The 24,026-nt window shown below is 60.2% G+C and carries 21 protein-coding genes; 12 read left to right on the plus strand and 9 right to left on the minus strand.

What is annotated here, in order from left to right; genetic code table 11:
* The first annotated feature begins 104 nt into the window (after nt 1-104).
* The 4 genes from BGIM_RS0137780 (at nt 105) to BGIM_RS54570 (ending at nt 4,164) form a co-directional block, all read left to right on the plus strand.
* Nucleotides 105-752, plus strand: coding sequence for a bifunctional 4-hydroxy-2-oxoglutarate aldolase/2-dehydro-3-deoxy-phosphogluconate aldolase (locus tag BGIM_RS0137780; RefSeq protein ID WP_020474805.1), 648 nt, complete (start codon nt 105-107; stop codon nt 750-752).
* A 46-nt stretch (nt 753-798) separates the two neighbouring features.
* Nucleotides 799-2,211 carry an aminodeoxychorismate synthase component I gene (gene pabB, locus BGIM_RS0137785; RefSeq protein ID WP_020474806.1) on the plus strand — a complete coding sequence of 471 codons (1,413 nt, stop codon included), beginning with the start codon at nt 799-801 and terminating at the stop codon, nt 2,209-2,211.
* A gap of 403 nt (nt 2,212-2,614) precedes the next feature.
* A complete protein-coding gene (locus BGIM_RS0137790; RefSeq protein WP_020474808.1) occupies nt 2,615-3,187 on the plus strand; it encodes a DUF447 domain-containing protein in 573 nt (190 codons plus the stop codon).
* Complete coding sequence (locus tag BGIM_RS54570; protein ID WP_020474809.1) at nt 3,184-4,164, plus strand: beta-ribofuranosylaminobenzene 5'-phosphate synthase family protein; 981 nt, start codon at nt 3,184-3,186, stop codon at nt 4,162-4,164. Before BGIM_RS0137790 ends, BGIM_RS54570 begins: the two co-directional genes overlap by 4 nt.
* Nucleotides 4,165-4,319: 155 nt before the next feature.
* Here BGIM_RS54570 and BGIM_RS0137800 read toward each other — a convergent pair whose 3' ends face one another.
* Entirely contained in the window at nt 4,320-5,486 is a 1,167-nt protein-coding gene (locus tag BGIM_RS0137800) for a glycosyltransferase (protein WP_020474810.1), read from the minus strand.
* Nucleotides 5,487-5,503: 17 nt separating this feature from the next.
* Between BGIM_RS0137800 and BGIM_RS63970 the strand changes: the two genes are divergently transcribed.
* Together BGIM_RS63970 and dcd are read left to right on the plus strand one after the other, a co-directional pair.
* Nucleotides 5,504-5,659, plus strand: a complete 156-nt coding sequence (locus tag BGIM_RS63970) for a hypothetical protein (RefSeq protein WP_020474811.1) — start codon at nt 5,504-5,506, stop codon at nt 5,657-5,659.
* Between the two features lies 1 nt (nt 5,660).
* Nucleotides 5,661-6,218 (plus strand): dCTP deaminase, encoded by a 558-nt coding sequence (gene dcd / locus BGIM_RS0137810; RefSeq protein WP_020474812.1) that lies wholly within the window; start codon nt 5,661-5,663, stop codon nt 6,216-6,218.
* Nucleotides 6,219-6,332: 114 nt separating this feature from the next.
* Here the strand turns inward: dcd and BGIM_RS0137815 are convergent, their stop codons facing one another.
* From BGIM_RS0137815 to corA, 5 genes are all read right to left on the minus strand, one after another.
* Complete coding sequence (locus tag BGIM_RS0137815) at nt 6,333-7,778, minus strand: DUF1501 domain-containing protein (RefSeq protein ID WP_020474813.1); 1,446 nt, start codon at nt 7,776-7,778, stop codon at nt 6,333-6,335.
* 197 nt (nt 7,779-7,975) lie between these two features.
* Nucleotides 7,976-10,453: a PSD1 and planctomycete cytochrome C domain-containing protein gene (locus tag BGIM_RS0137820; RefSeq protein ID WP_020474814.1), complete on the minus strand. Its 2,478-nt coding sequence runs from the start codon at nt 10,451-10,453 to the stop codon at nt 7,976-7,978.
* Between the two features lie 318 nt (nt 10,454-10,771).
* Nucleotides 10,772-12,277, minus strand: coding sequence for a FecR domain-containing protein (locus tag BGIM_RS0137825; RefSeq protein WP_020474815.1), 1,506 nt, complete (start codon nt 12,275-12,277; stop codon nt 10,772-10,774).
* Complete coding sequence (locus BGIM_RS0137830; RefSeq protein WP_020474816.1) at nt 12,274-12,816, minus strand: sigma-70 family RNA polymerase sigma factor; 543 nt, start codon at nt 12,814-12,816, stop codon at nt 12,274-12,276. The genes BGIM_RS0137825 and BGIM_RS0137830 overlap by 4 nt, the downstream gene beginning before the upstream one ends.
* Nucleotides 12,817-13,169: 353 nt before the next feature.
* Nucleotides 13,170-14,183 carry a magnesium/cobalt transporter CorA gene (gene corA / locus BGIM_RS0137835; protein WP_040891530.1) on the minus strand — a complete coding sequence of 338 codons (1,014 nt, stop codon included), beginning with the start codon at nt 14,181-14,183 and terminating at the stop codon, nt 13,170-13,172.
* Between the two features lie 100 nt (nt 14,184-14,283).
* Here corA and BGIM_RS0137840 point away from each other — a divergent pair, with 100 nt between their 5' ends.
* The 4 genes from BGIM_RS0137840 to BGIM_RS0137855 all read left to right on the plus strand — a co-directional run bounded on the left by BGIM_RS0137840 (nt 14,284) and on the right by BGIM_RS0137855 (nt 16,699).
* A complete protein-coding gene (locus BGIM_RS0137840; protein ID WP_020474818.1) occupies nt 14,284-14,862 on the plus strand; it encodes an RNA polymerase sigma factor in 579 nt (192 codons plus the stop codon).
* On the plus strand, nt 14,859-15,488 hold the full coding sequence (locus BGIM_RS0137845) for an anti-sigma factor family protein (protein WP_020474819.1): 630 nt from the start codon (nt 14,859-14,861) through the stop codon (nt 15,486-15,488). Before BGIM_RS0137840 ends, BGIM_RS0137845 begins: the two co-directional genes overlap by 4 nt.
* An 11-nt stretch (nt 15,489-15,499) precedes the next feature.
* Entirely contained in the window at nt 15,500-16,009 is a 510-nt protein-coding gene (locus BGIM_RS0137850; RefSeq protein ID WP_020474820.1) for a hypothetical protein, read from the plus strand.
* 297 nt (nt 16,010-16,306) lie between these two features.
* The gene (locus BGIM_RS0137855; protein WP_020474821.1) at nt 16,307-16,699 is read left to right on the plus strand and encodes a hypothetical protein; all 393 of its coding nucleotides are present in this window, start codon (nt 16,307-16,309) and stop codon (nt 16,697-16,699) included.
* Nucleotides 16,700-16,708: 9 nt separating this feature from the next.
* Here the strand turns inward: BGIM_RS0137855 and BGIM_RS0137860 are convergent, their stop codons facing one another.
* Together BGIM_RS0137860 and BGIM_RS0137865 are read right to left on the minus strand one after the other, a co-directional pair.
* Nucleotides 16,709-17,011, minus strand: a complete 303-nt coding sequence (locus BGIM_RS0137860; protein ID WP_020474822.1) for a hypothetical protein — start codon at nt 17,009-17,011, stop codon at nt 16,709-16,711.
* 158 nt (nt 17,012-17,169) lie between these two features.
* Nucleotides 17,170-17,406: a hypothetical protein gene (locus BGIM_RS0137865; RefSeq protein WP_157369733.1), complete on the minus strand. Its 237-nt coding sequence runs from the start codon at nt 17,404-17,406 to the stop codon at nt 17,170-17,172.
* Nucleotides 17,407-17,485: 79 nt separating this feature from the next.
* Between BGIM_RS0137865 and BGIM_RS58960 the strand changes: the two genes are divergently transcribed.
* Nucleotides 17,486-19,624, plus strand: coding sequence for a PAS domain-containing hybrid sensor histidine kinase/response regulator (locus BGIM_RS58960; protein ID WP_052640177.1), 2,139 nt, complete (start codon nt 17,486-17,488; stop codon nt 19,622-19,624).
* 300 nt (nt 19,625-19,924) lie between these two features.
* On the opposite strand, the gene BGIM_RS0137880 is transcribed toward BGIM_RS58960, so the two are convergent.
* A complete protein-coding gene (locus BGIM_RS0137880) occupies nt 19,925-22,597 on the minus strand; it encodes a WD40 repeat domain-containing protein (protein ID WP_020474825.1) in 2,673 nt (890 codons plus the stop codon).
* Between the two features lie 254 nt (nt 22,598-22,851).
* Here BGIM_RS0137880 and BGIM_RS54580 point away from each other — a divergent pair.
* On the plus strand, nt 22,852-24,026 hold a 1,175-nt coding region (locus BGIM_RS54580; protein ID WP_193789061.1), incomplete at its 3' end, for a glycosyltransferase.

Raw genomic sequence — 24,026 nt, forward strand, 5'->3', positions numbered from 1 at the left:
CCCCGGCGGTCGTGAGAAAGTTATTAAAAATTAGGAAACTTGTCGAAACAGCGAGGCATTTGTCCCGACTGCCTCCGAACCCTTGCTTCCCTACAATCTCCCGCATGAACCGACATGAACAATTGACGCGGGTTTACGAGGCGGGCATCGTGGCGGTGGTGCGGGCGCCCGACCCCACCCACCTCATCGACGTGATGAAGGCGCTGGCCGATGGCGGCGTGACGGTCGCCGAGGTGACGCTGACTGTCCCCAACGCTCTTGAGGTGATCCGAGAGGCCAAACGGGTGTTGGGAGACACCATCCTACTGGGCGCCGGGACGGTGCTGGACACCGAAACGTGCCGGGCGGCCATTCTGGCCGGAGCCGAATTTATCGTCTCGCCGACCCTCAATCTGGACGTGATCCGGCTTTGTCATCGGTACGACAAAGCGATCATGCCGGGCTGCTTCACCCCCACGGAAATCCTGACCGCGTGGGAAGCCGGGGCCGACATCATCAAAGTCTTCCCGGCCGAGTGCTTGGGGCCGACGTTCTTCAAGGCGATGCGTGGGCCGCTGCCGCAAATCCGCATGATGCCCACCGGCGGGGTGGACCTGAAAACAGCCTCCGAGTTCCTAAAGGCCGGAGCCTGCGCCCTCGGTATCGGCAGCCAATTGGTCGATCCGAAGATGGTCGCCGGTCGGGATTTCGCCGGGCTGACGAATCTGGCGAAACAATATGTCGAAATCGTCCGATCAACCCGCTCGAAGTAACCGGCCGTCATTTCTCGCCGCCCACCCGCCTCCATAAGCTGAACAGATGCAGCAACCGGGAATTGTTGTCCAAGAGATTCCGGCGTCCGGGCCGTTCGCGGTCGCCCGGCGGCTGGCCCATCGGCCGCATCTCTTGGTTCTGGAGAGCGTGGATCGCTCCGCGCCGGCTCGCGGCCGCTATTCCTTCGTGTCCGCCGATCCGGTGGTCTGGAAAACACACGACACCCTCGCTTCGCCGACCGCCGATCCCTTTGCCGAACTGGCCGCCATCCTGCGGGAATTTCCGTGCGAGACTATCCCCGGTTTGCCGCCGTTTCAGGGTGGTGTGGCCGGGTTGTGGGGTTATGGCTTGCAACATGCCGTCGAGCGGCTTCCCCGCCCCCGCTTCGACGAATTCGCCGTGCCGGACATGGCCGTCGGCCTTTATGATTGGGTCGTGGCCTTCGACCACGTTCAGAGCCGGTCATGGCTCATATCCACCGGTTACCCGGAACGCGATCCGGCCCGGCGAAAAATCCGGGCGAACGAGCGGTTTCGGCAAGTCTTGGATGATCTTTCCGGTTCGCCGAAACCGCCTGTCACCTTGACCGGGAAGTCGATTCCGGCGGGAGAACTTGCCCCGCAATTCCCGCTGCCGGATTTTCCGGGGGTGACCAGCAACTTCTCGCCGGACGGGTTCCGCGAAGCCATCCGAAGGGCCGTCGATTACGTCAACGCCGGGGATTGTTTCCAAGTCAATGTGTCGCAACGATTGCTGACACCGGTGACGGAGCACCCGCTTGATCTCTACGCCCGTCTGCGGGAACGCACCCCGGCCCCGTTCGCCGGGTATCTGGAACTTGGGGATTTCGCCGTTGTTAGCGCGTCGCCGGAACGGTTTTTGCAGGTTACTGAAGGGAACGTCCTCAGTCGGCCGATCAAGGGAACCCGTCCGCGAGGCACCACCCCGGAGGAAGACGCGGCCATCAAGCAAGAGTTGCTGGCCTCCCCGAAAGACCGGGCCGAGAACGTGATGATTGTGGATCTGTTGCGGAACGATCTGGGCCGGGCGTGCCAGTTCGGCAGCGTGACGGTGCCGCGTGTCTGCGAATTGGAAACCTATTCATACGTTCACCATCTGGTGTCCGAAGTGCGCGGGAAACTGGCCGAGGGCCACACGCCGTTGAGTTTGTTGAAGGGGGCGTTCCCCGGCGGGTCGGTCACCGGAGCGCCGAAGGTGCGGGCGATGGAGATCATCGCCGAACTGGAGCCGACGGCCCGCGGCCCGTATTGCGGCAGCCTCGGTTATGTCGGCTTTGATGGGGCGATGGATACCAATATCCTGATCCGCACGTTCACGGCCGGTCGCGGCTGGCTGCAATTCCCAATGGGCGGCGGCATCGTTGCCGACTCCACCCCGGAGCGGGAATATCAGGAAACCCTGCACAAAGCGGCCGGGTTGCTGCGGGCATTGGAATGACGGGAAACGAAAGAAGAGAAGACTAACCACAAAGACGCAAAGATCACACAAAGTTTCACAAAGAAAACACCCCAAGATCGAAAACGCAAAGCAAAGAAAAACCCGAAGGAAGCAAAGAGAAAAAACATTTGGCGGAAACAAAGGAAGAGAAGACTAACCACAAAGGCGCAAAGATCACACAAAGTTTCGCAAAGAAAATCAAAACATCGGCAAAGGAAAGACATCAAAGCAACAAAGGGAAGGACCAGCCGCCGATCGTTCCGTCACTTTGTTTCTTTCTGGCTTTACTTCGCTTATGGTCTTCTGTTTTGAACGCGGTTTTTCTTCTTTGTGAAACTTTGTGTGATCTTTGTGCTTTTGTGGTTAGTCTTCTCTTCCTTGAAAACGAGAACGCGAACACAGCATGATTTTGGAAGGATTGGTAACGACCACAAGCGAGACGGGCCAGTTGCACCTGGCTCCGATGGGGCCGCGCGTCCGGCCGGATTGGTCCGGGTTTGTGTTGCGGCCGTTTCCTACGTCCACGACCTTCCAGAATTTGAAAGCCCGGCGGGCCGGGGTGTTGCATGTCACCGATGATGTGAGCTTGCTGGCGCGAGCGGCCGTGGGGCAGGCTCCCGCCGTGGAGACGATTCCGGCGACCACGGTGGCGGGATTTATCATCAAAAACGCCTGCCGATATTATGAGTTTCGCGTGACCACTCTTGATGAATCACGGGAACGGATGCACATCGAATGCGAGGTCGTGGCCAGCGGAACCCGGCGGGAGTTCTTCGGCCTGAACCGGGCGAAACATGCCGTCGTGGAGGCGGCCATTCTCGCCACGCGGTTGCACATTATTCCCCCCGAGGAAGTGTTGGCCGAGTATCACAAGCTCCGCATTCTCGTGGACAAAACCGGTGGGCCGGCCGAGGAAGAGGCGTTTGCCTTCTTGGAAAAACACGTGAACAACATCGCGGCGGGAGAACGCCGATGACCCGCGTGCAGGCTCCCAATCGGTTGCATTTTGGGTTGCTGAGTCTTCCGGTGGAAGAGTTCACCTGTTGGCCCGGCCTCGATGGCGAAACGGGTTTGCCGGTACGGCATTTCGGCGGTGTCGGCCTGATGATCGATCATCCCGGTTTGGCAGTGCGGGTAGAACCGGCCGATGAGTGGACAGGCGAAGGGGTCGTGGGAGGCCGGGCGATGGCCTTGGCCCAGCGATTCGTGAACACGCTGCCCGAACATGAACAACGGCCGTTTGCCGTGCGGGTGGAACAAGCTCCGACCGAACATATCGGCCTCGGCGTCGGCACTCAATTGGGGCTGGCGGTGGTGAAAGCGGTCGCGGTGGAGACGGGGCATTCCGATTGGAACGCCGTTGAACTGGCGAGGCGGGTTGGTCGCGGTGAACGCTCGGCCATCGGTGTCCACGGTTTTTCATCCGGCGGGTTGATCGTCGAAGGGGGCAAGCAACCGGGCGAGGCGATTTCCCCGCTGGTTTGCCGGGTGACATTCCCGGCCGATTGGGCGATTCTCTTGTGCATGCCGGAAGATTCCGCGAATTGGTTCGGCATCCGCGAGCGTCAGGCATTCGCCCGCCTGAGCCGACTGGCCCCGACTCCCGCCGAGACGGAAACGCTCTGCCGGGTGGTTTTGATGAACATGCTCCCGGCGCTCGCATCGGGCAACCTGGAAGCCTTCGGTGATGCCCTGCATGAGTTCAACGCCCGCGTGGGAGACATCTTCGCCCCGGCCCAAGGGGGGCGTTACGGCTCCCCGGCCATCGCCGAATGTGTGAAAAACCTCCGCTCGGCCGGTCTGCGCGGAGTCGGCCAAAGTTCCTGGGGGCCGACCGTGTTTGCGGTTGTCCCCAGAGCGGAAGCCGCGATGCGGTTGAAGGAGATCGACACCATCCCGGCTTGGATGGCCCACGCCTCGCCGGGGGCTGAGATCAGCCATGCCATTCCATAATGCAAAATCAAGCGACAGCATTTGTAAATGAATTCAAGAGCCCCACTGCGTGAGCGGTGGGGGTGGCCGTCACCTTCTCAAAACACCCCCACCGCTCACGCAGTGGGGCTCTTGGGATCTCACATCAAATATCTGTTGATTTTGCAATAACCAGATCACCGAGTCAGTTTCACATACAAGTCGTGATAAGCCCGCACGGTCACATCGAGATTAAATGTCGTCTCTGCTCGCTGACGGGCTGATTGGCCCATTTTGGTCGCGAGGGCTGGGTCGCTGAGAATCTTCCCCATCGCTTCCGCGCAGGCAGCCGAATCCCCTCGGGGGACCAGCAGGCCATCAAGGCCGTTTCGCACCAGTTCCGGGTTGCCGCCGACGTTTGTGACCACGCTCGGCCGGGCGGTGGCCATCGCTTCCATGAGAGTAAGCGAGGCGGCTTCGCTCACGGAAGTCAGGGCGAAGAGGTCGAGGGCGGCCAGCACATCCGGCACATCTGATCGCACGCCGAGAAACTTCACGCGGTGGGTGATTCCCGCATCGGCCGCCTGTTTTTCCAGATTCGGACGAAGTTGTCCTTCCCCGGCGAGAACCAAATCGACATCTGGGAGTTTGGCCGCCAGTTGGATGAACGCCCGCATCAGCATCGCGTGATCTTTCACCGGGTGAAACCGGGCCACACAGCCGACATGACGCCGGGCGGGATCAAGCCCGATCAATCGCTTGGCGGCGAAGACATCCCGATCCGGCCGGTAACGGGAGAGTTCCACGCCGTTCTCGATGACGCCGATCTTGGACCCCACGAAGCCATCATTTCGGCACAGAGCCTTGGCGCTGAAGTGGCAACAGGCGTTGGTTTCATCCGCGAGTTTGTCGAGAAACAGCCGGTTCACAAATCGGCGTTTGGGGTTCACGATGTCCGGATAATGTCGGCCGTGTTCGGTCTGGATGAGCCGGAACGACCCGCCGCACCACAACTTGGCGAGAGCCGAATAAAAGAACGGCGTGTATTGATGGGCGTGCATCACTTGGATGCGGCGTTGTTTGATCTCGGCGGCCATTCGCCGGGCAACGCCCCAATCCCGCCCCGCCTTGCGATTCAGGCAGATGACCGGCACTCCGCGGGCGATCAACCGTTCCCCGATGGTTCCGATGGCATCCAGACAAAGAATGGTCGGCTCGATGGCCGGGCCAAGCCGCCGAATGGTCTCTTCGATCAACACCTCGGCCCCGGCCACCTGCATGACATGGATGGCAAAGCCGACCCGGATGGGTCGGCGGGCCGAAACAACCGGGGGCATCGTGGCGGGGGAATCCGGTGCGCGCATGGGGGGAATCTTATCACATGATTCGCCGCGAGAAAAAACCGGCCTCCGAATATGCCAAAAGAACCGGCTGCGATGAATGGCACGAATGGGTGGACGGGGCGATTCCGGCAATCGGTCTTGTCAGACGGGCGGGAGCCATCGAAGATGGCGGGAAGCGAAGCGGGAGGGCGTGAGATGGAAAGCGGACTATTGCCGGACTGGATGATCGAACGGGACGTGAAGATCGAGCCGTTCGCCCCGCAGCAATCCCGGCCGGGCATCATCTCCTACGGAGTAACCAGCTACGGCTACGATGTTCGGGTGGACCGCCGCTTTAAGGTGTTCACGAACATCTGGGGCGCCATCGTGGACCCGAAGCACTTCGACCCGCGCTCGTTCGTGGATGTCGAAGGGGATTCTTGCATCATCCCGCCGAATAGTTTCGCCCTCGCGGAGACGGTGGAATACTTTGAAGTGCCCCGCGACATGCTCGCAATCTGTTTGGGGAAAAGCACTTACGCGCGTTGCGGCATCATCGTGAATGTAACCCCCTTGGAGCCCGAATGGCGTGGCCGGGTGACCATCGAGATTAGTAACACGACCCCGTTGCCAGCCCGCATTTACGCGGGGGAAGGCATCGCCCAAATGTTATTCTTCCGGGCGGCAGGCGTGTGCAAGACGAGCTATGCGGACAAGAAGGGAAAGTATCAGGATCAAGGCGGCCTGACGTTGCCGTTTGTGCAAGGATCGTGAATTCAAAAGGCGAGCCGGGTGGCGTCAGCCCCCGGAGACAGTCACTCGCCAACTGCTTGAGTTTTGGAAGCGTGACTGTCTCCGGGGGCTGACGCCACCCGGCTCGCCGAAACATCAAATCAACTGCTTGATCGGTTCCGCTCCTTCGACACCAACCAACTTCTGATCCAAACCGCCGTAGAAGTAGCTTAGCTTGTTCGGGTCGAGGCCCATCTGGTTCAGGATCGTCGCGTGGAGGTTCTTCACGTGGTAACGGTCCCTGACGGCGGCGGCTCCGAGTTCGTCTGTCTCGCCGACGCTCACGCCCCCCTTGATGCCGCCGCCGGCCATCCACATCGTGAAGCCGTAAGCGTTATGATCGCGGCCGGTGCCTTGGGCGTATTCGGCCGTCGGCTGACGGCCGAACTCGCCACCCCAAACGACGATGGTGCTGTCCAGCAGGCCGCGACGCTTGAGGTCTTTGAGCAAGCCGGAAATCGGCAAATCGGTGTCACCGGCGTGTTTGCCGTGGTTGGCGACCATGTCCGAGTGGGCATCCCAGTTGGCGTCGTTGTGCGAGCCGCCGGAATAGATTTGGATGAACCGCACTCCTCGCTCGACGAGGCGCCGAGCCAACAGACACTTGCGGCCGAAGTCTTCGGTTCGCTTCGTGCCAATGCCGTAAAGATCCAGGGTTTCCTTGGTTTCCTTGGTGAAGTCAACGGCCTCCGGGGCGTGTTTTTGCATGTTGAACGCCAGTTCATAACTGGCGATGCGGGCCGTCAACTCGCTGTTATCCATCCGGCCGGCGGCTTGGTGTTCTTGGTTCTTTTCCCGCAGACGGTCCAACATGAATCGCTGGGCCTCGGGGGTCGTATTTGGCGGCAGTGCCAGGTCATGAATCGGCGTCTCGTTGGCCCGGATCACCGTGCCCTGATACGCAGCCGGCATATAGCCTGACGACCAGTTTTTTGGCCCACTGATTGGCCCGCCGGTTTTGTCGAGCATCACCACGAAACCGGGGAAGTTGTCGTTTTCGCTGCCCAAACCGTAAGTCACCCACGACCCGAGGGCCGGGCTGCCGCTGAGAATACGGCCGGAGTTCATCATCAACATCGCGGAGCCGTGGATCGGCGATTCCGCGTACATGCTGTGGATGAAGCCGATGTCATCGACACAAGTGCCGACGTTCGGGAACAAGTCGCTGACCATCTTGCCGGACTGGCCATACGGCTTGAATTTCCACTTCGGCCCGACGACCCGGCCTTCGTTCTTATGGCCGCCCCGGCCGAACGTCTTGACGGGGATGGTTTTGCCGTCCAGGGGGTAAAGTTTCGGCTTGTGATCAAACGTGTCCATGTGGCTTGGCCCGCCGTACATGAACAGGAAAATGACGCTCTTGGCCTTGGCCGGGAGCATCGGCTTCTTCACCGCCAGCGGGTTGATGAACTTCTGATCGGCCGACGCCCGGCCCTTGAACAGATCGTTCCCCATCATCCCGGCGAGAGCCACGGAGCCAAATCCGGCCCCGAGATCCCACACGAATTCCCGGCGGGTGCGTCCACAGAATTGACGGTGCATATGAGAGGTCCAATTTAAGAGGCGTGTGTGTTTGTGGTCTTGGTCGTCTGCCCGGCGACCTCACCCCCCGGCCCCCTCTCCTAAAAGAGAGGGGGAGCAAGAGGGCAGATATCACAATCAATAGCTTTCAGTCTTCTTTCACTTGTCTGGTTCCCCCTCTCTTTTAGGAGAGGGGGCCGGGGGGTGAGGCCGCCCCCTCAATCCACGTAAACAAACTCATTCAAATTCAACGTCATCAAACAGTATTGCCGCAAGGCATCCTCTGCGGAAAGCTTCGCCTCGGTCTGAAGTTTCTTCACGAAGGTCAGATCAGCCTTCAGCTCGGCTTCCGTGGGCGTTCGGCCGGTGGCCAGTCGAACGGCTCGGCGAAGTTGGTCTTCGAGGTTTGGCGCTTCCTTTTTCAGCCGGTTGGCCAGTTCGGTGGCGGCTTCGTTGGTGAATTCGCCGTTAATCATGCCGAGGGCCTGCGTCGGCACGGTTGTCGTGTAACGGACGGGGCAAGAACTGTCCGCGTCGGCTTGGTCGTATTGGGCCAGCACCGGCACTTGCAGCGAACGCTTGATGTGGACATACACGCTACGCCGATTGCCCTCTTCCTTGGGCGAGGTCGGCCATCCTTGACCGGGGACTGACTGGCCGGCGAGGATTTCCTTGGGGATCTTCGGGTAGACGCTTTCCCCGCCTGCTTTCAGATTCAGTTGGCCGCTGAGGGCCAGCACGGAATCCCGCACTTCCTCGGCGGCGAGGCGGCGCATCGAGAACCGGCCGAGCAGGAAGTTTGCGGGGTCGGCCTTCAACCCATCTTCGGAGGCAACAGCCGTCTGGCGGTAGGTGTTCGACATCAAAATGGTCTTGTGCAGTTTCTTGATCTTCCAGTCCCCGGCGGTGAATTCGCTGGCGAGCCAGTCGAGCAATTCTGGGTGTGTCGGCGGGGTACCGAACTTGCCGAAGTCGTTCGGCGTGGAGACGATCCCCCGGCCGAAGTGTCCCTGCCAGATGCGGTTGGCCATCACGCGGGCCGTCGAAGGGTTGTCCTTCGAGGCGATCCAGTCAGCCAGCACAATCCGGCGGCCGGCGGTCTTTCCCTTCGGCGCCGGAATTTTGGCCGGGTTCGTGCTGATGATCTCCGGGAAGTTCGGCGTCACCGGGGCGCCCTTCACATGCGGCAGGCCGCGAACCATGATGGTCGTTTGCGGCGGGTTGACGATGCAGTTGTTTACCGAGAGGGCCAACTCTTGGTGCGGTAACGGCAGTTTTTCGAGCTTTTGGCGTTCGCTTTTCGTCAGGGCATAAAGGGGGCCGTTGGTTTCGGAGAGATACTTGGGAACCTTGCGAATGATCAGCGGCCGCTCGGCGCCCTCGGAGGCCCGTTGATCGGCGGCGGGCATTTTCTTGATGGCCTCGTTCTCGATTCGCTCCATCTCGGCTTTGAGCTTTTCGATCTTGGCTTTGCGCTCCGCCAGTTCCTTCTCGTAGGTGGCCCGGATGGCCGGGGAGGTGATGTCCGTCAGGTTGGAGGAGGACCGGGTGTTCCGGTCTCCGCCGTATTGCCGGACATCGCGGAAGAAGGCCAGCAATCGATAATAGTCGGCTTGCGGAATCGGGTCGATCTTGTGATCGTGGCACCGAGCGCAGTTCATCGTCATGCCGAGGAAGGTCTGGGCGGTTGTGGCGACGTAATCGTCGAATTCGTCGTACTGGGCCTGCTCGCGGTCGGCCGGTTCGTCGTCCCAGAGGCCGAGGCGGTAATAGCCGGTGGCGACCACGCAATCGGGATCGTTCGGGTTGATCTCGTCCCCGGCGAGTTGCTCGCGGATGAACTGGTCATAAGGTTTGTCCGCGTTGAAACTCTTGATGACGTAATCGCGGAACCGCCAGACATACGGCTTCGGGCCGTCCCGTTCGTAGCCGTTGGTTTCGCCATAGCGGACGACATCGAGCCAGTGCCGGCCCCACTTCTCGCCGTAGTGCGGCGAGGCCAGCAATTGATCGACCAGCTTTTCGTAAGCATCCGGCGATTGATCGTTGACAAACGAATCAACCTGCTCCGGCGTCGGCGGCAGGCCGATGAGGTCGTAATACAGCCTGCGAACGAGAGCCAGTTTGTCTGCGGGTTTTGATGGCGTCAGGTTCTTCAATTCGAGCTTTGACAAGATGAAGGCGTCAATCGGATTGGCCACCCAAGCCCCGTTTTTCACAGATGGAACCGCCGGCCGGGCGACGGGCTTGTAGGCCCAATAATTCTTGCTCTCGGCCGTCACCGTTCCGGCTTTTGGCTCCGCATGGGCCGAGGCCCCTTGGCCGTCCTTCATGGGCAGGTCGGCTTTCACCCATTTGGTGAGGATGTCCAGTTGCGCGGCCGGGAGCTTCCCGGATGGCGGCATCTCCAGCATGTCTTTGTGGTTGATGGCCTTTAACAGAATGCTGTCGTCGATTTTCTTCGGATCAATCGCCGGGCCGAGGTCGCCCCCCTTGAGGATCGCCGCCCGCGTGAGCAGGGAGAAATTCCCCTTGAGCTTGCCATCCGCGTGGCACTTGTAACAGTTGGCCTTCAAGATCGGCAGCACATCCTTCTCATAGAAGGCTAATGCTTCCGGTGTAAACTCAGGCTTCGACTCGGCCGACAGAACACCGGCAAAACCGAAAAGCGGGAGAGTGCAAAGTATCCAACGCATATCTCAACAACCCGGTTGGGGGAGCAAATTCAAAACGAAAGGCACTAACCACAAAGGCAAAACAAAGGAAAAATAAAGACACTAACCACAAAGACGCGAAGATCACACAAAGTTTCACAAAGGACAAAACAAGAATGAAAATAAGCAAAGAGAAGACAAAAGTCCGCAAAGTAAATCAATTCAAATGTTCTTGGTTTTGCTCGGTGTTCTTATTGCTTTCCTTTGCTTGCATTTTTGTTTTCTTATCTTTGTGAAACTTTGTGTGATCTTCGCGTCTTTGTGGTTAGTGCCTTTACGTTTCTCTTCTCTTCTCTCAATTCATTTCCCTACGGTCCACACAGTGACAGTCACCGAGCGGATCAGCAGGGTTTTTGGTTCGTTGCTTTGTGTGTTGGCTCCGAAGATGCCCACATGCAAGTCTTTTTCGGCGTCCAGAAAGTCCGGGTGTTTGATGGCGAGCGTGGTGGCAAGGCCGCTGGTTTGATTATCCACGGTCAGGGTGTACTTTCCAGCATTCCGCTTGAGAATCATCCGCAAATCATCCCCGGTGGAGGAGAGGCCGAGATAGCCGGAATCGTGGTCCATCCATTTGCTGTTGTTCACCAGAAACTGCCGATACTCCCCGTTGTTTTGGGCGATCAGGCCGCCGCGAATGTTGCGGTTGCTCTTGTTGCCCGCGTAGAGGCCAAACTGGCCGACCCGCTTCAGCGTCGGGATGTTGGGAATCTCCACGACAATCTCGAAGTCTTCGGTTCCCGTGAAGCCGAACTTGCTCAGCGGGATGCCGAAGTATTCCCCTCGGGGCATTCCGGCCTGACCGTTGATGTCGCTGTTCGTTGTCGTCAGTTCCAAGCCGGAGCCGGGGACGATGCACAAGTTCGGATCGCGGCCGGGGTAACTTTGCCCGGTGCCCGGCAATCGGTCGGTGAGACCGATGCCGTGGCCGTTGCGGTCAAGCAGCGTGCCGGGTTTTCCCTCGGCGAATTCCCAACGCCAGCGGTTCGGCCGAACCACCGGATTCGGCACAATCTTCCGGGTGTAATCCCCGTTGGCGTTGTCCCGCCGCACGGGATCGCCCCCGGCGAGCGTCGCCCCTTGTTTCTTGGTGAGATTCAACTTTTGCCCGGCCGGGGAATAGGCATCCACCTGCCCCTCGAAGACGAAAACATCGGCCGCGCCGGACTCGCCGACGGAGACGCCGAACTCCGTGCCGAGGTCGATCACTTTCCCTTGCGGGGTGAGCAATTCAAAGCCGATGGCCGATTCGGGCACGCGGGCTGCGATCTTTCCTTGCAACAGTTTCGCGGCATTGCCGTTGGTCAGTTCCAACCGGCAGGGACCGGAGAGAATCACCGTCGCCCCGCTTTTGAAACGAATCTCCGCAAGACCCCGGTTCATCGCCAAAGTCGTGCCGGGTTTCAGCCCTTCCTTGATCGGCTGCCGGTCGTCCCACTCGCAATTTTGGGCGTTGACCAGCCAGGCAATGTCCTCGCTCACCGGGATAATCGGCGAAGGGGGAACCGGTCTTGGCCGCAGGAGCCAGCCGCCGAGAAGCAAGATCGCCAGAAATCCCCCGGCCACGGCGGCCAGCTTGGGCCATCTTCGGACGGGTTCCGGTTTCTTCGGCAGAATCGCACTCAACGCCCGCTCGGCGGCGCTGGCCGATTTCACATGCAGGTGCAAATCGGTGTTCAAGCCGCAGTAACGCACGAAATACCGGCGAAGTTCCGCGTCGGCGGCGAGCATCCCCTCCAGCGTGGCCAGACGCTCGGGGGTGATGGTCCCCTCGATGTATTCGTCGATGAGTTCGCGGGCGGGATTCATGTGCCGAGCCTCGGGCGGGCTTGGGTGGCGAGGGTTCGTTCGATGCACTCAAACAGGCTTTGCCGGATTCGCCGCAGCGAGTTGTAAACGCTGTGGGACGACCGGCCCAAGCGTTCGGCCACTTGGTTCACGTCTTCCTCGTTGCGGTAACACTCGTGAACCAGTTGCCGGTCGCTCTCGCGGAGTTTTTCAACGCAGCCGCCAAGGGCCTCCCGGCGGTCTTCCATCTCGTCGCCGGGCATCTCGTCAGCCGCCTCGATGAGCAACAGGTTGAGGTCGTCCGAGAGATATAATTTCTTTCGACCCCGCGCCCGCAGGAAATTGGCGATTTCAAACCGGGCCACGCCGCAGGCCCATGAAAAGAAACTGCGGTTTCGGTCGTAACCGGCGAATTTGTTCCACAGAATCACGGCTGATTGCTGAAACAGATCGTCCGCGTCATCCAGGTTGCGCACAAGGGCATGAATGAACCCATAGAGCCGCCCTTGGTTGGCCCGCAGGAGATCCGCGAATTCCGCTCGTTGTTGGTCTTCAGTCATGACGGGGTATTATCGTCGGAAGGGGCGACGGTGTAACGCGGAATCTTGGGGAAGCCATGAGGATGTGGCAAATGTTTCTGGCATGACCGATTGATCGGTTTTCGCCCCAAGGGGGCGCTCGAAAATAGCCAGGGGCGGTCGCCGCCCCTGGAGACCCGCCGTTGAATAGGTTTCTGCCCCAAGGGGGCAATACTTGTCTGGTTGTGCCGCCCCCTTGGGGCGGATTTCTTTGGCCATCGTTGTCCAGGGGCGGCGGCCGCCCCTGGCTATTTTCGAGCGCCCCCTTGGGGCGAAAACCGATCAATCGGCCATGCCACAGAGATTTGCCAAACCCTCTGGCTCAAAGCCTTTCTTCACAACCACTTCTTCCAGTAAAACAGGCCGACGAATCCCACGGCCAGCGCGGCCATCATGCCGAGGGCCATTGGGTAGCCCCATTCCCATTCCAGTTCCGGCATGTGCTTGAAGTTCATCCCGTAGATGCCGCTGACGAGCGACATCGGCAGGATCACCGTGGATACCATCGCCATCGCCTTCATGATGCCGTTGAGCTTGTTGGAGACGGCGGCGAGATGCGTTTGCATCAGGTCGCTCACCATTTCGCGGGCGCCTTCCGTCAGTTCCGCGTAGCGAACCAAGTGATCGTAGACGTTCCGGTAATAGGCCATTTCCCGGTCGTCCACGAGTTCAAATTCACCGCGAATCAGTCGGGCCAGCACTTCGCGTTCGAGAATCAGCGTCTTGCGGAACATCACTAATCGGCGTTTCAACCGGATCAGTTCCGACAGCACATGAGCCGAGGGTTGATCGAACAATTCTGTTTCAATCTCATCGAGTCGCTCAACCAATCGGTCGATTTCCGGGGCATAGTCGTCCACCATGCCGTCGAGGATCAGGTGGAACAGATAGTCCGGGCCTCGCTGGGCCTGCTGGGCGTGCCGGTCCAGAAACTCGCGGACCCGTTTGACGGAAGCCAGCGGCCGGTAATGATGCGTGACCAGCAAATGCCGGTTAAGGACGGCGCTCAGTTGCGTTCCCCCGGCCGTGATTTCCGAGAGCGGTTCGTCCGGGGCCTGCGGTTCGCCGAGGGGGTTGACGATCACAAACAGATAGTCGGCAAATTCCTCCACTTTGGGAAAATGCAGCCCGTCGCCCGGTTCCCGCCGGGGTTTGGTGATGTCCTCCACCGTCAGCGGGTGAAGAGCCAGAACGTGTTCGAGAATCCGGGCGTCTTCCTCGGGCGTGGGGGATTCAAGGTCGATCCACCAGATTTCGCCCTCCGGGATGCCGCAGCGGTCCGGGAGGTCCGGGCTGTTTGTCCACTGCCCGGCGTTTGCGGAGGAATTCCAACGATAAAGCGTGATCATTTTTTTAAGTTCGGACTCGCATTCAGCCGTCGGCTTCGGGTAGAATGCGCGAATAAGTTTGCGGCCGAACCGTCTGCTTTCATGGAGTGTAGGCGACATCATGCCTTCCGTCACGGGTTCGACGACCAGCGACAGCGACGACGTTCTTCTGGCCCGCCACCAGAACGGAGACGACGCTGCATTGAATGTGCTGTTCCTGCGTTATCGGGAATCAGCCTATCGTGTCGCCTATCGGCTTCTGAGCCATCCGGAGGACGCGCTCGACGCGGTTCAGGATGGCTTTGTGAAGGCGATGCTTCATCTGGGCCGGTTTGAGCATCGGTCCTCGTTCAAGACGTGGCTGATGCGCGTGGTCAGCAACGCCGCCCTCGACTTCGGCCGGGCGCGGCGGCGCCGGGACCAATTGAAAGTGGCGGCCTGCGGACAAGTCGCCCCGGAACCGCCGGGGCATGAGCCGCAGGTTTTGCTGGAAGGAACGGAACTCCGCGAACGCCTGGACGAAGCCTTGGGCCAGTTGCCCGAGCAACAACGCCGGACGTTTGTTCTTCACATGGACGGGGGATTGAGCTACCGCGAGGTGGCCGAGGCGCTGGAAATTTCGCTGGGGACGGTGATGAGCCGGTTGTTTTACGCCCGGCAAAAGCTCAAAACCTTGTTGGCGGACCGAGTACCCTCATGAACGGGCCTGCGGAAGACGATCTTTCACCGGAACTGCTCGCCGCGTATGTCGATGGCGAACTTCCCCCGGAACTGGCCGAACGGGTGGCTCGCTGGCTGGCGACCAACCCGGAGGCATTGAGCATGGCCGACGACCAAGCCGCCCTGACCCCGCTCAATGAGGAGGTTCGGGAGGAACTGTTCGACATCCCGATGCCCAAGCCCGATCAATGGAACGCCTGCCTCGCCGGTATCCGGGGAGAACTGGCGTCGGCTCCGCGACGGCCTTGGAACATCAAGCCGTTTCTGGCGGGCTTCACCGTGGCCGCCGGTTTGCTGCTGACACTGCTGGCCGGCACGCGCGACCGGCATCATCCGCTGGCGTTTGTGTTGCCCGTGGACGACGCGGACGATGAGATGATTGTGTTGGCGAACTCCGACGACATCGAAATCCTAAGTCTTCCGGAGGCGGCGGCCTCCTTGTTGGTTGTCGGCGATCATCCTTGGAATGAAGATTTGGTGCTGGCGAAGAGCCACGAATTGGAATTCATCGGCGTGGGAAGCGACGCGGAGGGGCGCTTCCCGGATGTGCCGACGGACCCGATGAAGCAAGATGCCCCGTTGTTATGGTCCCCGGCCCCTCCCTGAAATGCTCTCCCATGAATCGCCGCCTCTTCCTGCGATTTGGCCTCTGTTGGGCAGCCTTCGCGACCGCCAGCCCGGCCGCTTTGCGGGCCGACGAAACCGTGAAGGTAACGGTGATCGCCATTCTGGCCAGCGACAAACACAAAGAAGTGGACAAGCGCCTGACGGCTTTTGCCGAGGAAGTGCAGAAGAAAAACCCGAGCCTGACCGGGTTTAAGTTCGCTTATACCACCACGGACAAACTGACCCTCGGCGTCACCAAAACCTTCCCGCTGGTTGAGAACGAAACCGTCGAGGTGACCGCCAATCTCTCAAAGATTGACGAGGGGAAGATCACCATCACGCTCAAGCCGCCAAAAATCGGCCAGATCACCTACAACTGCGTGTGCGAACGCTATTTCTCAATGGCCACCCAGCACTTCACCAAGGACAAGGAACAATTGTTCATCGCGGTGACGGGCAAGCCATGCCCCGGACCGGAGAAAGAGAAAGAAAAACCCAAGGAACCGGCCAAATCCAAGTGACGTTCGCTTCTTGACTCCGATTTTGGGCTTTCGCCATTTTTATCCATTTTGTGTGGTATAATCACTTCAGACGTTGCATTCGGCCTTGACAGTCGGAAAACTCAGGCGTCGCATGTAAATTTTTCACCACTCTCATTCGTCCGTTGCTTGACTATGCCGCTTGCGCGGTTACCCTTGAAACGAGTCTACGCAACGAATCTGTTTTTCCGGTCGCGCTTGTGGCTCCGGGGACAAAGAAATCAGGTTCGTTTTTGTGCCGATGGCCGAGCCTCGACATCCCTTGTGACAGGCGATCTGATGACGACTGACGAAACCACCCCCGAAGAAACCGCCGACGAAGCCAAGGTGTCGGCCGCCGCCGCCGCCAATGAACGCCGGAAGCGGAACATCCCCGTGGCCGTGGACCGCCGTCGTCAGAACGCGGCCGAGAAGCGCCGCACCAGCGAACGCCGCCGTCTCATTGATCCGACGACCTGCGAACGCGATTACTCGGACGACGAAACCCTCTTCATGAAGGCGATGGAACGCTACAAGCGGGAAAACCGCCGTCCCTTCCCGACATGGAGCGAAGTGTTGGAAGTGTTGATCTCCCTGGGCTACCGCAAGGTGGCCGACGAGGAGGATCTTCCCGGCGCCAAGAAAGATGCCGCCGTCAAGGACGCCGCCAAGGATGCCGCCGCGAAAAGCTGAGCGGCCGGTTCATCGGGGCGATCTCAATTCCCGTTCAAGGTCTTCGGCTGTTTCAATAAACTCGTCTCCCCGCCGGATCTGTTCCAGACAGGCGGGGTCAATGTCCAAATCCCTGAAGCCCGTGGGCCGTCCCCGGACGGACCCCGTCTTGGCGACCGTTCGCCGGGCCACCACCCACGAACAATCGTAAGAGTTCCCCTGCCCGGCCATCAACCTCCGAACCGGCCGACCGACGACTTCGGCCACGGCCCCATAAGTGGCCCGCCGCTGCCGGGCGGCCAGTTCGGCGATCACATCCTCAATTTTGCGCATCTTGATTGGCCTCCGATGATGGCTCCGTGAATGGCTGGCTTAATGCAAATTCAACCAGCATTTTCAAGTGATTTCAAGAGCCCCACTGCGTCAGCGGTGGGGGTGGCTGTCACACACAAGATGCGACCCCCACCGCTGACGCAGTGGGGCTCTTGAAATCACTTGAAAATGCTGTTGTTTGATTGCGCATTGGTCAATGCGATTCGGTATGACCGGCTTGGACGAAGGCGCCATCGGTTGACGATTGTCTTTATATTTTGCTCGCAAAATTTCCATCCCATCAAAATACCCGCCGACAGTTGACGGCGATCATTCGCCAAGAGGACAAAAATCAGACCGGCGCGATAATCCATTCTCAAATCAGCCTGACCCTCTGAGTTTCGGGTGTCTTTCATGGTGATTCGGGCATTACATTTCGGCATTATCCGTCCACACAACGGTTCCCTCCCACCGGTTTAATGGAATCGCCTGGGCATGCCATCAACCCGCACGTATTCGTTTTGTCTCACCCGGCCGGCATGGATGGCCGCGCTGTGGCTGTTGCTGGCTCATCCGCCGCTCCGGGCCTCGGATGTCGCCCCGGAGGCCTCTTGGGCCGATCGGCGCGACCCGGAAGACCTCGTCGTCATGGCGTTGTTGTCGGTCACCCTGATGGTCGTCGTGTTTCTGCGGCGGCAGCTCCTCCGGCGAAACGCCTCTCTCAAGGCCGAGCTGCAAGAACGCGCCAAACTTGAAACCCAACTGACGGAATTGGTCGAATCGGCCAGCGATGTGATCTTCACCCTAGACGAAGACGGCAAGATCCTCTCGTTCAACAAGGCCGGTGAACAAGTCACCGGCTATCAACGCGATCAATTGATCGGCGACCGCTTTGACGTGCTGTACGCCCCGGCCTCTCCGGTGGCTGACTTCGGGCAATTGAAACTCCAGCCCGCTCGTTTCGAGATGCTGGTTCGCATCCCCTGCGGATCGTCCCACATTTGGGAAGTCAGCTCGCGCCCGACCATCCGACCGGACAACCAACTGGTGATCCACTGCATCGCCCGTGATGTGACCGACCGGAAAAAAGCCGACGACGAGCTTCGGAGGCTTTATTTTCTTCAATCGCAACAGCTTGAGAATTCGCCGCTGGCCTTCATTGAATGGGACGAGCAGTTCCATGTCATCCGGTGGTCCCGCACGGCCGAGACCATCTTTGGCTGGACGGCCGCCGAGGCGACCGGCAAAACATTTCACGAACTGGAACTGGTGTATTCCGACGACACGGCCGAGGTGGACGAACTGAGTTGCGCCCTGCGGGACGGAACCCGGCGGAATTCGCACAGTTCCAACCGAAACGTGACCAAGGACCGCCGGGTGATCCATGTGGAATGGTACAACTCCACCTTGTTGGACGACACTGGCCGGCTGGTCTCGATGATGTCGCTGGCCCAGGACGTGACCGCCCGCGTGGCGGAAGAGACGAGCCGCCGCCTGTGGGAGGACCAAGCCCGGCAATCGCAGAAGATGGAGGCTGTCGGCCGGCTGGCCGGCGGCGTCGCCCACGATTTCAACAACCTGCTCACGGTCATCAATGGCTGTTCCGAGCTTCTGCTGCGGGAAATCCGGCCGGATGACAGCATGCACGAACTGGCGGCCGAAATTCGCTCGGCCGGCGAGCAGGCCGCCGGGCTGACGCGGCAACTGCTGGGGTTTGCCCGCCGGGAAATCACCAATCCCACCCCCTTGGAAGTCAACGCCATCGTCCGGGACGTGGAGAAGATGCTTCGACGGCTGATCGGCGAACACATCGACTTGGTGACCGATCTCGACCCGGACGCGGGCCGCATCAAAGCCGACCACGGCCATATGATCCAGCTTCTGATGAATCTGGCCGTGAACGCCCGCGACGCCATGCCGCTCGGCGGCCGGCTGACGGTGCGAACGCGGAACGAGGGACAGTTCCAATTGCTGGAGGTCGAGGACACCGGCGTCGGCATGGACGCGGAAACCAAGCTCCGGATCTTCGAGCCGTTTTTCACGACCAAGCCCGTCGGACAGGCGACGGGCATCGGCCTCGCGACCGTTCACAGCATCGTGGAACGGGCGGGCGGAACCATCGAGGCCGACAGCGTCGTGGGATCGGGAACAACCTTCCGCATCCTGCTGCCCACCTGCGCGGACCGTTCCCCGGCCAAGCCCACCGGCTTTTCCCGGCGGCCGGACATTCGGGCGCGAGAAACCATTCTGCTGGTCGAGGACGAGGACATGGTCCGCTCGCTGGCCACGCGGATTCTGGAGGGCAAAGGCTACCGGGTGTTCGCGGCGCCATGCCCGGCCGACGCCATTGATTTGCACAGCCGCGTGCCCGGCCAGGTTGACATGCTCCTCTCGGACGTGGTGATGCCCGGCATGGGGGGCCGCGAACTGGCCGACAAACTCCGGGACATCCAGCCGGATCTGAGAGTGCTGTTCATGTCCGGCTATACCTCGGACGAGGTGTTGCGGCAGGGCATCCGGGAGGACATGGTTCACTTCGTTCAAAAACCGTTCACCCCCGACGGCCTGCTCCGCAAAATTCGCCAGGTGCTGACCACCCCGCTGGGGGAGCCAAGACTCGTTTGCGCGGAGTAAAACCCCGAACCTCCTCGCGCCGGTGGTTGTCTTTCGGCAAAACACCAATTGCATGGCAAGCAAGCGATGAAAGAACATCATCTGGAACGGTCGTTTGGGGAAACATCCTTCGGACAAACAGACGTCCCGCGCAAAATCGGCCATCATTCGCTGGCCCGCGCCCAAGAAAGCGACGATTCCCACTCGTCGGGCCGTTCTGACCGCCGATCTTGGAAACGCCGCCGAAAGACCAAATGGCGGACGAAGTGAACGAACCGGCCGGGTGAAATCTTGGCGGGCGGGACTGTGTCCCGTCTGCAATCAATGTCCGGGCATTCGGAACGAAGACCGCTGATTGCTCATCGCCCGCAGTGGTTTCGCATTCATGCGGGCGTTAGTTCGGCTTGCCGGTTTTGTCATCGAAGCCGTGTCGCCGTTGATACGAGCCGGTATTCGCATCCGGGCCAGCGTGGCGATGGCGGCTTTTGTTTCCGGGGCGGCGGGCATGCCGGCGCCGAGTGTTTCAACCAGTCGGCGGGCCTCGCGGGTGTTTGTTTCTTCCAGCGCGGCCAATGCCCGCAGAAACCGCAGCGTTTGATTGTTCGGAACAGGGCCGGTCAGTCGGGCGGTCAGTTGCTCCAAGCGTTCTCGTTTTTCAGCGGAACAAACCTTTCGCCGTTCGGCGGTTAACAAGCTCAGTGCTCCGATGCCATATTGCTCCAACCGTCGCAAGGCGGCCGCCCGGACGCGAAATTCCTGATGATCCAGCGCGGCCATCAACCCTTTCCACTCCGTCGCCGATGGCGGGGCGATTGGCCGCAGGCGTTGGCGCAAGAAGGGAATCAGGGTGTCCTCCGGCGACTCGGCCAGTTTCCAAATCGCGGCATAGGCCGCCGGTCCTTCCCCGGCCAAATCATCCCACCACTTGGCCAAGTCGGCCTCGGCGTGCGTGTCGCTTAATTGCGGAAACCGGCACGCGGACAGATCCCAAGTGAGGGCCGTGCCATCATCGAACGAGGTCATCGCCATGTCCCGGCCGAGAAAGCCGTTGAATATCCGGCGTCCAAGCCCGTGGTTCGGCGCCCCGTAACTCGATTTGGGCAATGTCCACGTTTTGAGTTCCTGATTGGTGGCCAGATCAACCGCCCGCATCCGGTTGCCTTCCAAAATAACACCCATCCGCCCGCGAATATGAACGCTCGCATGACACTCCGCGTCCAAGTAATCCGAGGCAACATAGGCGGACATGACACTGCCGGACGTGGCTTCCAGAATGTCAAAATGGCGCTTTCCATGCTCCGATAGTTCGTCCGGTGAAAACACGAGCCATCGGCCATCTTTGGAACCGTCAAACACCTCGCCAAATAATCGCAGACGTTCTTTCCCGGTCCGAAGGCCGGTGATGCGACACTCCTTGTCATTGCGATTGAAAAAGACCGCCGACTCGTTGTCCGGCAAGATGCTGTCAAACATGAATTTTTCATCACCACCAATGCCATCAATCGTCGCCCGGTCTTTCAGGCGGCCGGTCGTTGTGTCGAACATTTCAAATCTTGTCAGTCGGTCATTTTTTTCGTCGTTGCCGAAAGACACGAGTGATCGGCCGTCCGGAGTGAGACGCAAGACACCACGAGCGCCCTCTAAGGCGTCGGCCGGCATGGGGATGCGCCGTCCGGTCTTTGTGTCCCACTTCCGGATTTCCTTATGGAGAGTAACAGCAATGACCGCGCGGCTGTCGCCCGAAAAGACGATGTCTTCAAGCCGGTCGCAAGGTTCGGTCAAGGTGCGGGCCAGACGGGCGGATCGTGAATCCCACAGTTCCAACGCGCCATCCCTGATATTCTGAACGGCCAGCCACCGCCCGTCCGGGGACACGGCCGCTTCCGCGAACTCCGTTTCCGCGTCCTCGTTGCCAACGGCCTTGCCGGTGGCGACATCCCGGACAAAGAGCCGGGGGCCGGTTTTGAGAATCAGCCGGGCGCCGTCCGGCGTGAACCGGCACACGGTGCCGTTGCCATGCCAATCGGCGCCGCCTTGCATTTGCCGGATCACCCGGCCGGTGCGGGCATCGAAGACGACCGTTTCTTTTTCTTCCGAAAGAGCCAGTCGCCGACCGTCCGGCGAGGCCGTGAGGAATGCGTACAAGGCATTCCTCGACACCGTTGAGGAATACTTCATTTTCCCGGAAGCGATGTCGAACACTCTCAGCACATAACCCGTTTCATGACGGTTGTCCTCAAGGCGTTCGACAAAGGCCAGTTTGTCCGTTGTCGGCAGGAAGGCGACCGACACAGCCCGAGCCTCGCGGGCAAACAGCTCTTCACCGGTGTCGGTCGCCATCGCGACAACCCGGCCGGTGTCTCCCCCGCCGACGGCCAGCCGGCGGCCATCCGGGCTGAAAGTCATCACCAATTTTGGGGGAGGCCATTCCATTTCCTGTCGGCCAGAGGCCAGCATAAATAGCGTCATGCGATTGGTTTTCACATCGATCAAAATGAATCGGTTTGACGAGCCGCCGATGGCGACCCTCCGTCCGTCGGCGGAGATCACCAGGCAATTGATATCTGAAACATCTGTCTTTCGGATGGGAAATATCGCGGACATATGACCGCTGCCCGTGTCGATGATTTCCAATGTCCGGTCGTAGAGGCCCGACAGGATCGCCGCCACTTTCCCGTCCGCAGACAGTGTCGGGCGATACTGCCCTTCCTTTGCTATTGAAACCAGACTGGTCTGCTTTCCCGTGTTCAAATCCCATCGTCGAATGGTTCCGTCATCTCCGCCGGTCACCGCCGTCGTCCCGTCGTCGAGGACGACAAAATCCCACAATTGCGGATGCCGCAATCGCAGCGACCCGAACCGCCGGACCGCCCCCTCCGGGAGGGTGTCGCCATATTGGTCCACTTGACGGGGAACCGGCCCCGCTTCGGGCGCCTGGGCGGCCAGCGGAGACGATGCCAGCAGCAGAAGAAGGAATTGTGAACAAAACTTCATTCGGCGCCTCGAAGAAGACCCGGCCTTTTGTAACGCGGCGGAACAGTGGAATGTGAGCTGATTTTCCCGCAAAAAACGAGCCGAAAACAGATGGCCCCTCATCTGTCGAAGATGCTTTTCGACATCGGTTCTTTCGCATTCCCGGTGAAGAAAGCATATCTCATTTCGTTTCCTGTCGTGTCACATTCAAGCCGTATCATTTCCCGAGTCGGCGGGGTTCAAGGGGCGCTTCACCCCGGAGAGAGCCGTTAAACATGCACGTGATTCTGGCGACGGTGGGCACCGACGGAGATATCTTTCCGCACCTTGGGCTGGCGGCCTTGCTCCGTTCCCGCGGCCACCGGGTCACGCTGGCCGCCCCGGAGCCATACCGGAGCCGGGCGCTCGCCATCGACATCGAGTTTCAGCCTCTCGTGACAAACGACGAAGTGAGGCGAATGCTGGCCAACCCGGACCTCTGGCATTCGCATCGCAGCGGCCCGACGATGGCCCGGTGGGGCGGCGTCATGATCTCCCGGCAGTATGAGACGCTCGCCGCCCTGGCCCGAGAACCGGGGGCCGTCATCGTTTCCAATCCCGGTGTGTTTGCCGGCCGTTTGGTTCAGGAGAAACTGGGTTGCCCGATGGCCACTCTCCTCCTCCAGCCCGGCCTCGTGCAGAGCAGCACGGCCCCGCCCGAATTATCAGGGGGCCTCACCATCCCGCCGTGGCTCCCGCATTCGCTCCGCAAATTCTACTGGCTCGGGGTGGACGCCGCCGGTTACATGACCATCGGCCCATTTATCAATCGAGTCCGCTCACGGCTCGGCCTGCGCCCGATTCGGCGGGTGTTTCGCTGGTGGATGTCCCCGGACTTGGTGATCGGCCTGTTTCCCTCGTGGTATGCCCCCCCGCAACCGGACTGGCCGCCCCAGATGCGTCTCGCCGGATTCGGCCGGTTCGACGGAGCAAAGATGGAATTGCCCGAGGATGTGCGGAGGTTCTGCGAAGCGGGACCGCCGCCGATCGCCTTCACGCTTGGCACAGGAATGACACACGCGGCCGGGTTCTTTCGGGCGGCCGCCGGCGCGTGTCAGGCGTTGGGAGTGCGGGGGGTCTTCCTGTCAAAGTATCCCGAGGTGATTCCTCCCTCCCTGCCCGCGACGATCTTCCATTGCAAGTTCGCTCCGTTCCGAAGCATCCTGCCGCTGTGCGCGGCGGTGGTCCACCACGGCGGCATCGGAACGACCGCGTCGGCGTTGGAGGCAGGCTGCCCGCAACTCGTCCTGCCAATGGCCTGGGACCAGCCGGACAACGCGGCCCGCATCGCCAAGTTAGGAGTGGGCGCCTCGCTGGGACCGCGCCAACGAAGCGTGGGTGACCTGGCCGGGGCGCTCGGCCGGCTGATGACGCCCGAAGTCCGTGACCGGTGCAAGACCGTGGCGATCCA

Source organism: Zavarzinella formosa DSM 19928 (genome assembly GCF_000255705.1).
Taxonomy (GTDB): domain Bacteria; phylum Planctomycetota; class Planctomycetia; order Gemmatales; family Gemmataceae; genus Zavarzinella; species Zavarzinella formosa.

Bases quoted from the DNA above. Each gene is read 5' to 3' on its own strand.
- BGIM_RS0137845 (WP_020474819.1), top strand. From the start codon at position 14,859: ATGAACGGGCCTGCGGAAGACGATCTTTCACCGGAACTGCTCGCCGCG.
- corA (WP_040891530.1), bottom strand. From the start codon at position 14,183: ATGATCACGCTTTATCGTTGGAATTCCTCCGCAAACGCCGGGCAGTGG.
- BGIM_RS0137820 (WP_020474814.1), bottom strand. From the start codon at position 10,453: ATGCGTTGGATACTTTGCACTCTCCCGCTTTTCGGTTTTGCCGGTGTT.
- BGIM_RS0137840 (WP_020474818.1), top strand. From the start codon at position 14,284: ATGCCTTCCGTCACGGGTTCGACGACCAGCGACAGCGACGACGTTCTT.
- BGIM_RS54570 (WP_020474809.1), top strand. From the start codon at position 3,184: ATGACCCGCGTGCAGGCTCCCAATCGGTTGCATTTTGGGTTGCTGAGT.
- BGIM_RS0137780 (WP_020474805.1), top strand. From the start codon at position 105: ATGAACCGACATGAACAATTGACGCGGGTTTACGAGGCGGGCATCGTG.
- BGIM_RS0137860 (WP_020474822.1), bottom strand. From the start codon at position 17,011: ATGCGCAAAATTGAGGATGTGATCGCCGAACTGGCCGCCCGGCAGCGG.
- BGIM_RS0137790 (WP_020474808.1), top strand. From the start codon at position 2,615: ATGATTTTGGAAGGATTGGTAACGACCACAAGCGAGACGGGCCAGTTG.
- BGIM_RS0137800 (WP_020474810.1), bottom strand. From the start codon at position 5,486: ATGCGCGCACCGGATTCCCCCGCCACGATGCCCCCGGTTGTTTCGGCC.
- BGIM_RS0137850 (WP_020474820.1), top strand. From the start codon at position 15,500: ATGAATCGCCGCCTCTTCCTGCGATTTGGCCTCTGTTGGGCAGCCTTC.
- BGIM_RS0137830 (WP_020474816.1), bottom strand. From the start codon at position 12,816: ATGACTGAAGACCAACAACGAGCGGAATTCGCGGATCTCCTGCGGGCC.
- pabB (WP_020474806.1), top strand. From the start codon at position 799: ATGCAGCAACCGGGAATTGTTGTCCAAGAGATTCCGGCGTCCGGGCCG.
- BGIM_RS58960 (WP_052640177.1), top strand. From the start codon at position 17,486: ATGCCATCAACCCGCACGTATTCGTTTTGTCTCACCCGGCCGGCATGG.
- BGIM_RS0137855 (WP_020474821.1), top strand. From the start codon at position 16,307: ATGACGACTGACGAAACCACCCCCGAAGAAACCGCCGACGAAGCCAAG.
- BGIM_RS63970 (WP_020474811.1), top strand. From the start codon at position 5,504: ATGATTCGCCGCGAGAAAAAACCGGCCTCCGAATATGCCAAAAGAACC.
- dcd (WP_020474812.1), top strand. From the start codon at position 5,661: ATGGAAAGCGGACTATTGCCGGACTGGATGATCGAACGGGACGTGAAG.
- BGIM_RS0137825 (WP_020474815.1), bottom strand. From the start codon at position 12,277: ATGAATCCCGCCCGCGAACTCATCGACGAATACATCGAGGGGACCATC.
- BGIM_RS0137865 (WP_157369733.1), bottom strand. From the start codon at position 17,406: ATGAAAGACACCCGAAACTCAGAGGGTCAGGCTGATTTGAGAATGGAT.
- BGIM_RS0137880 (WP_020474825.1), bottom strand. From the start codon at position 22,597: ATGAAGTTTTGTTCACAATTCCTTCTTCTGCTGCTGGCATCGTCTCCG.
- BGIM_RS0137815 (WP_020474813.1), bottom strand. From the start codon at position 7,778: ATGCACCGTCAATTCTGTGGACGCACCCGCCGGGAATTCGTGTGGGAT.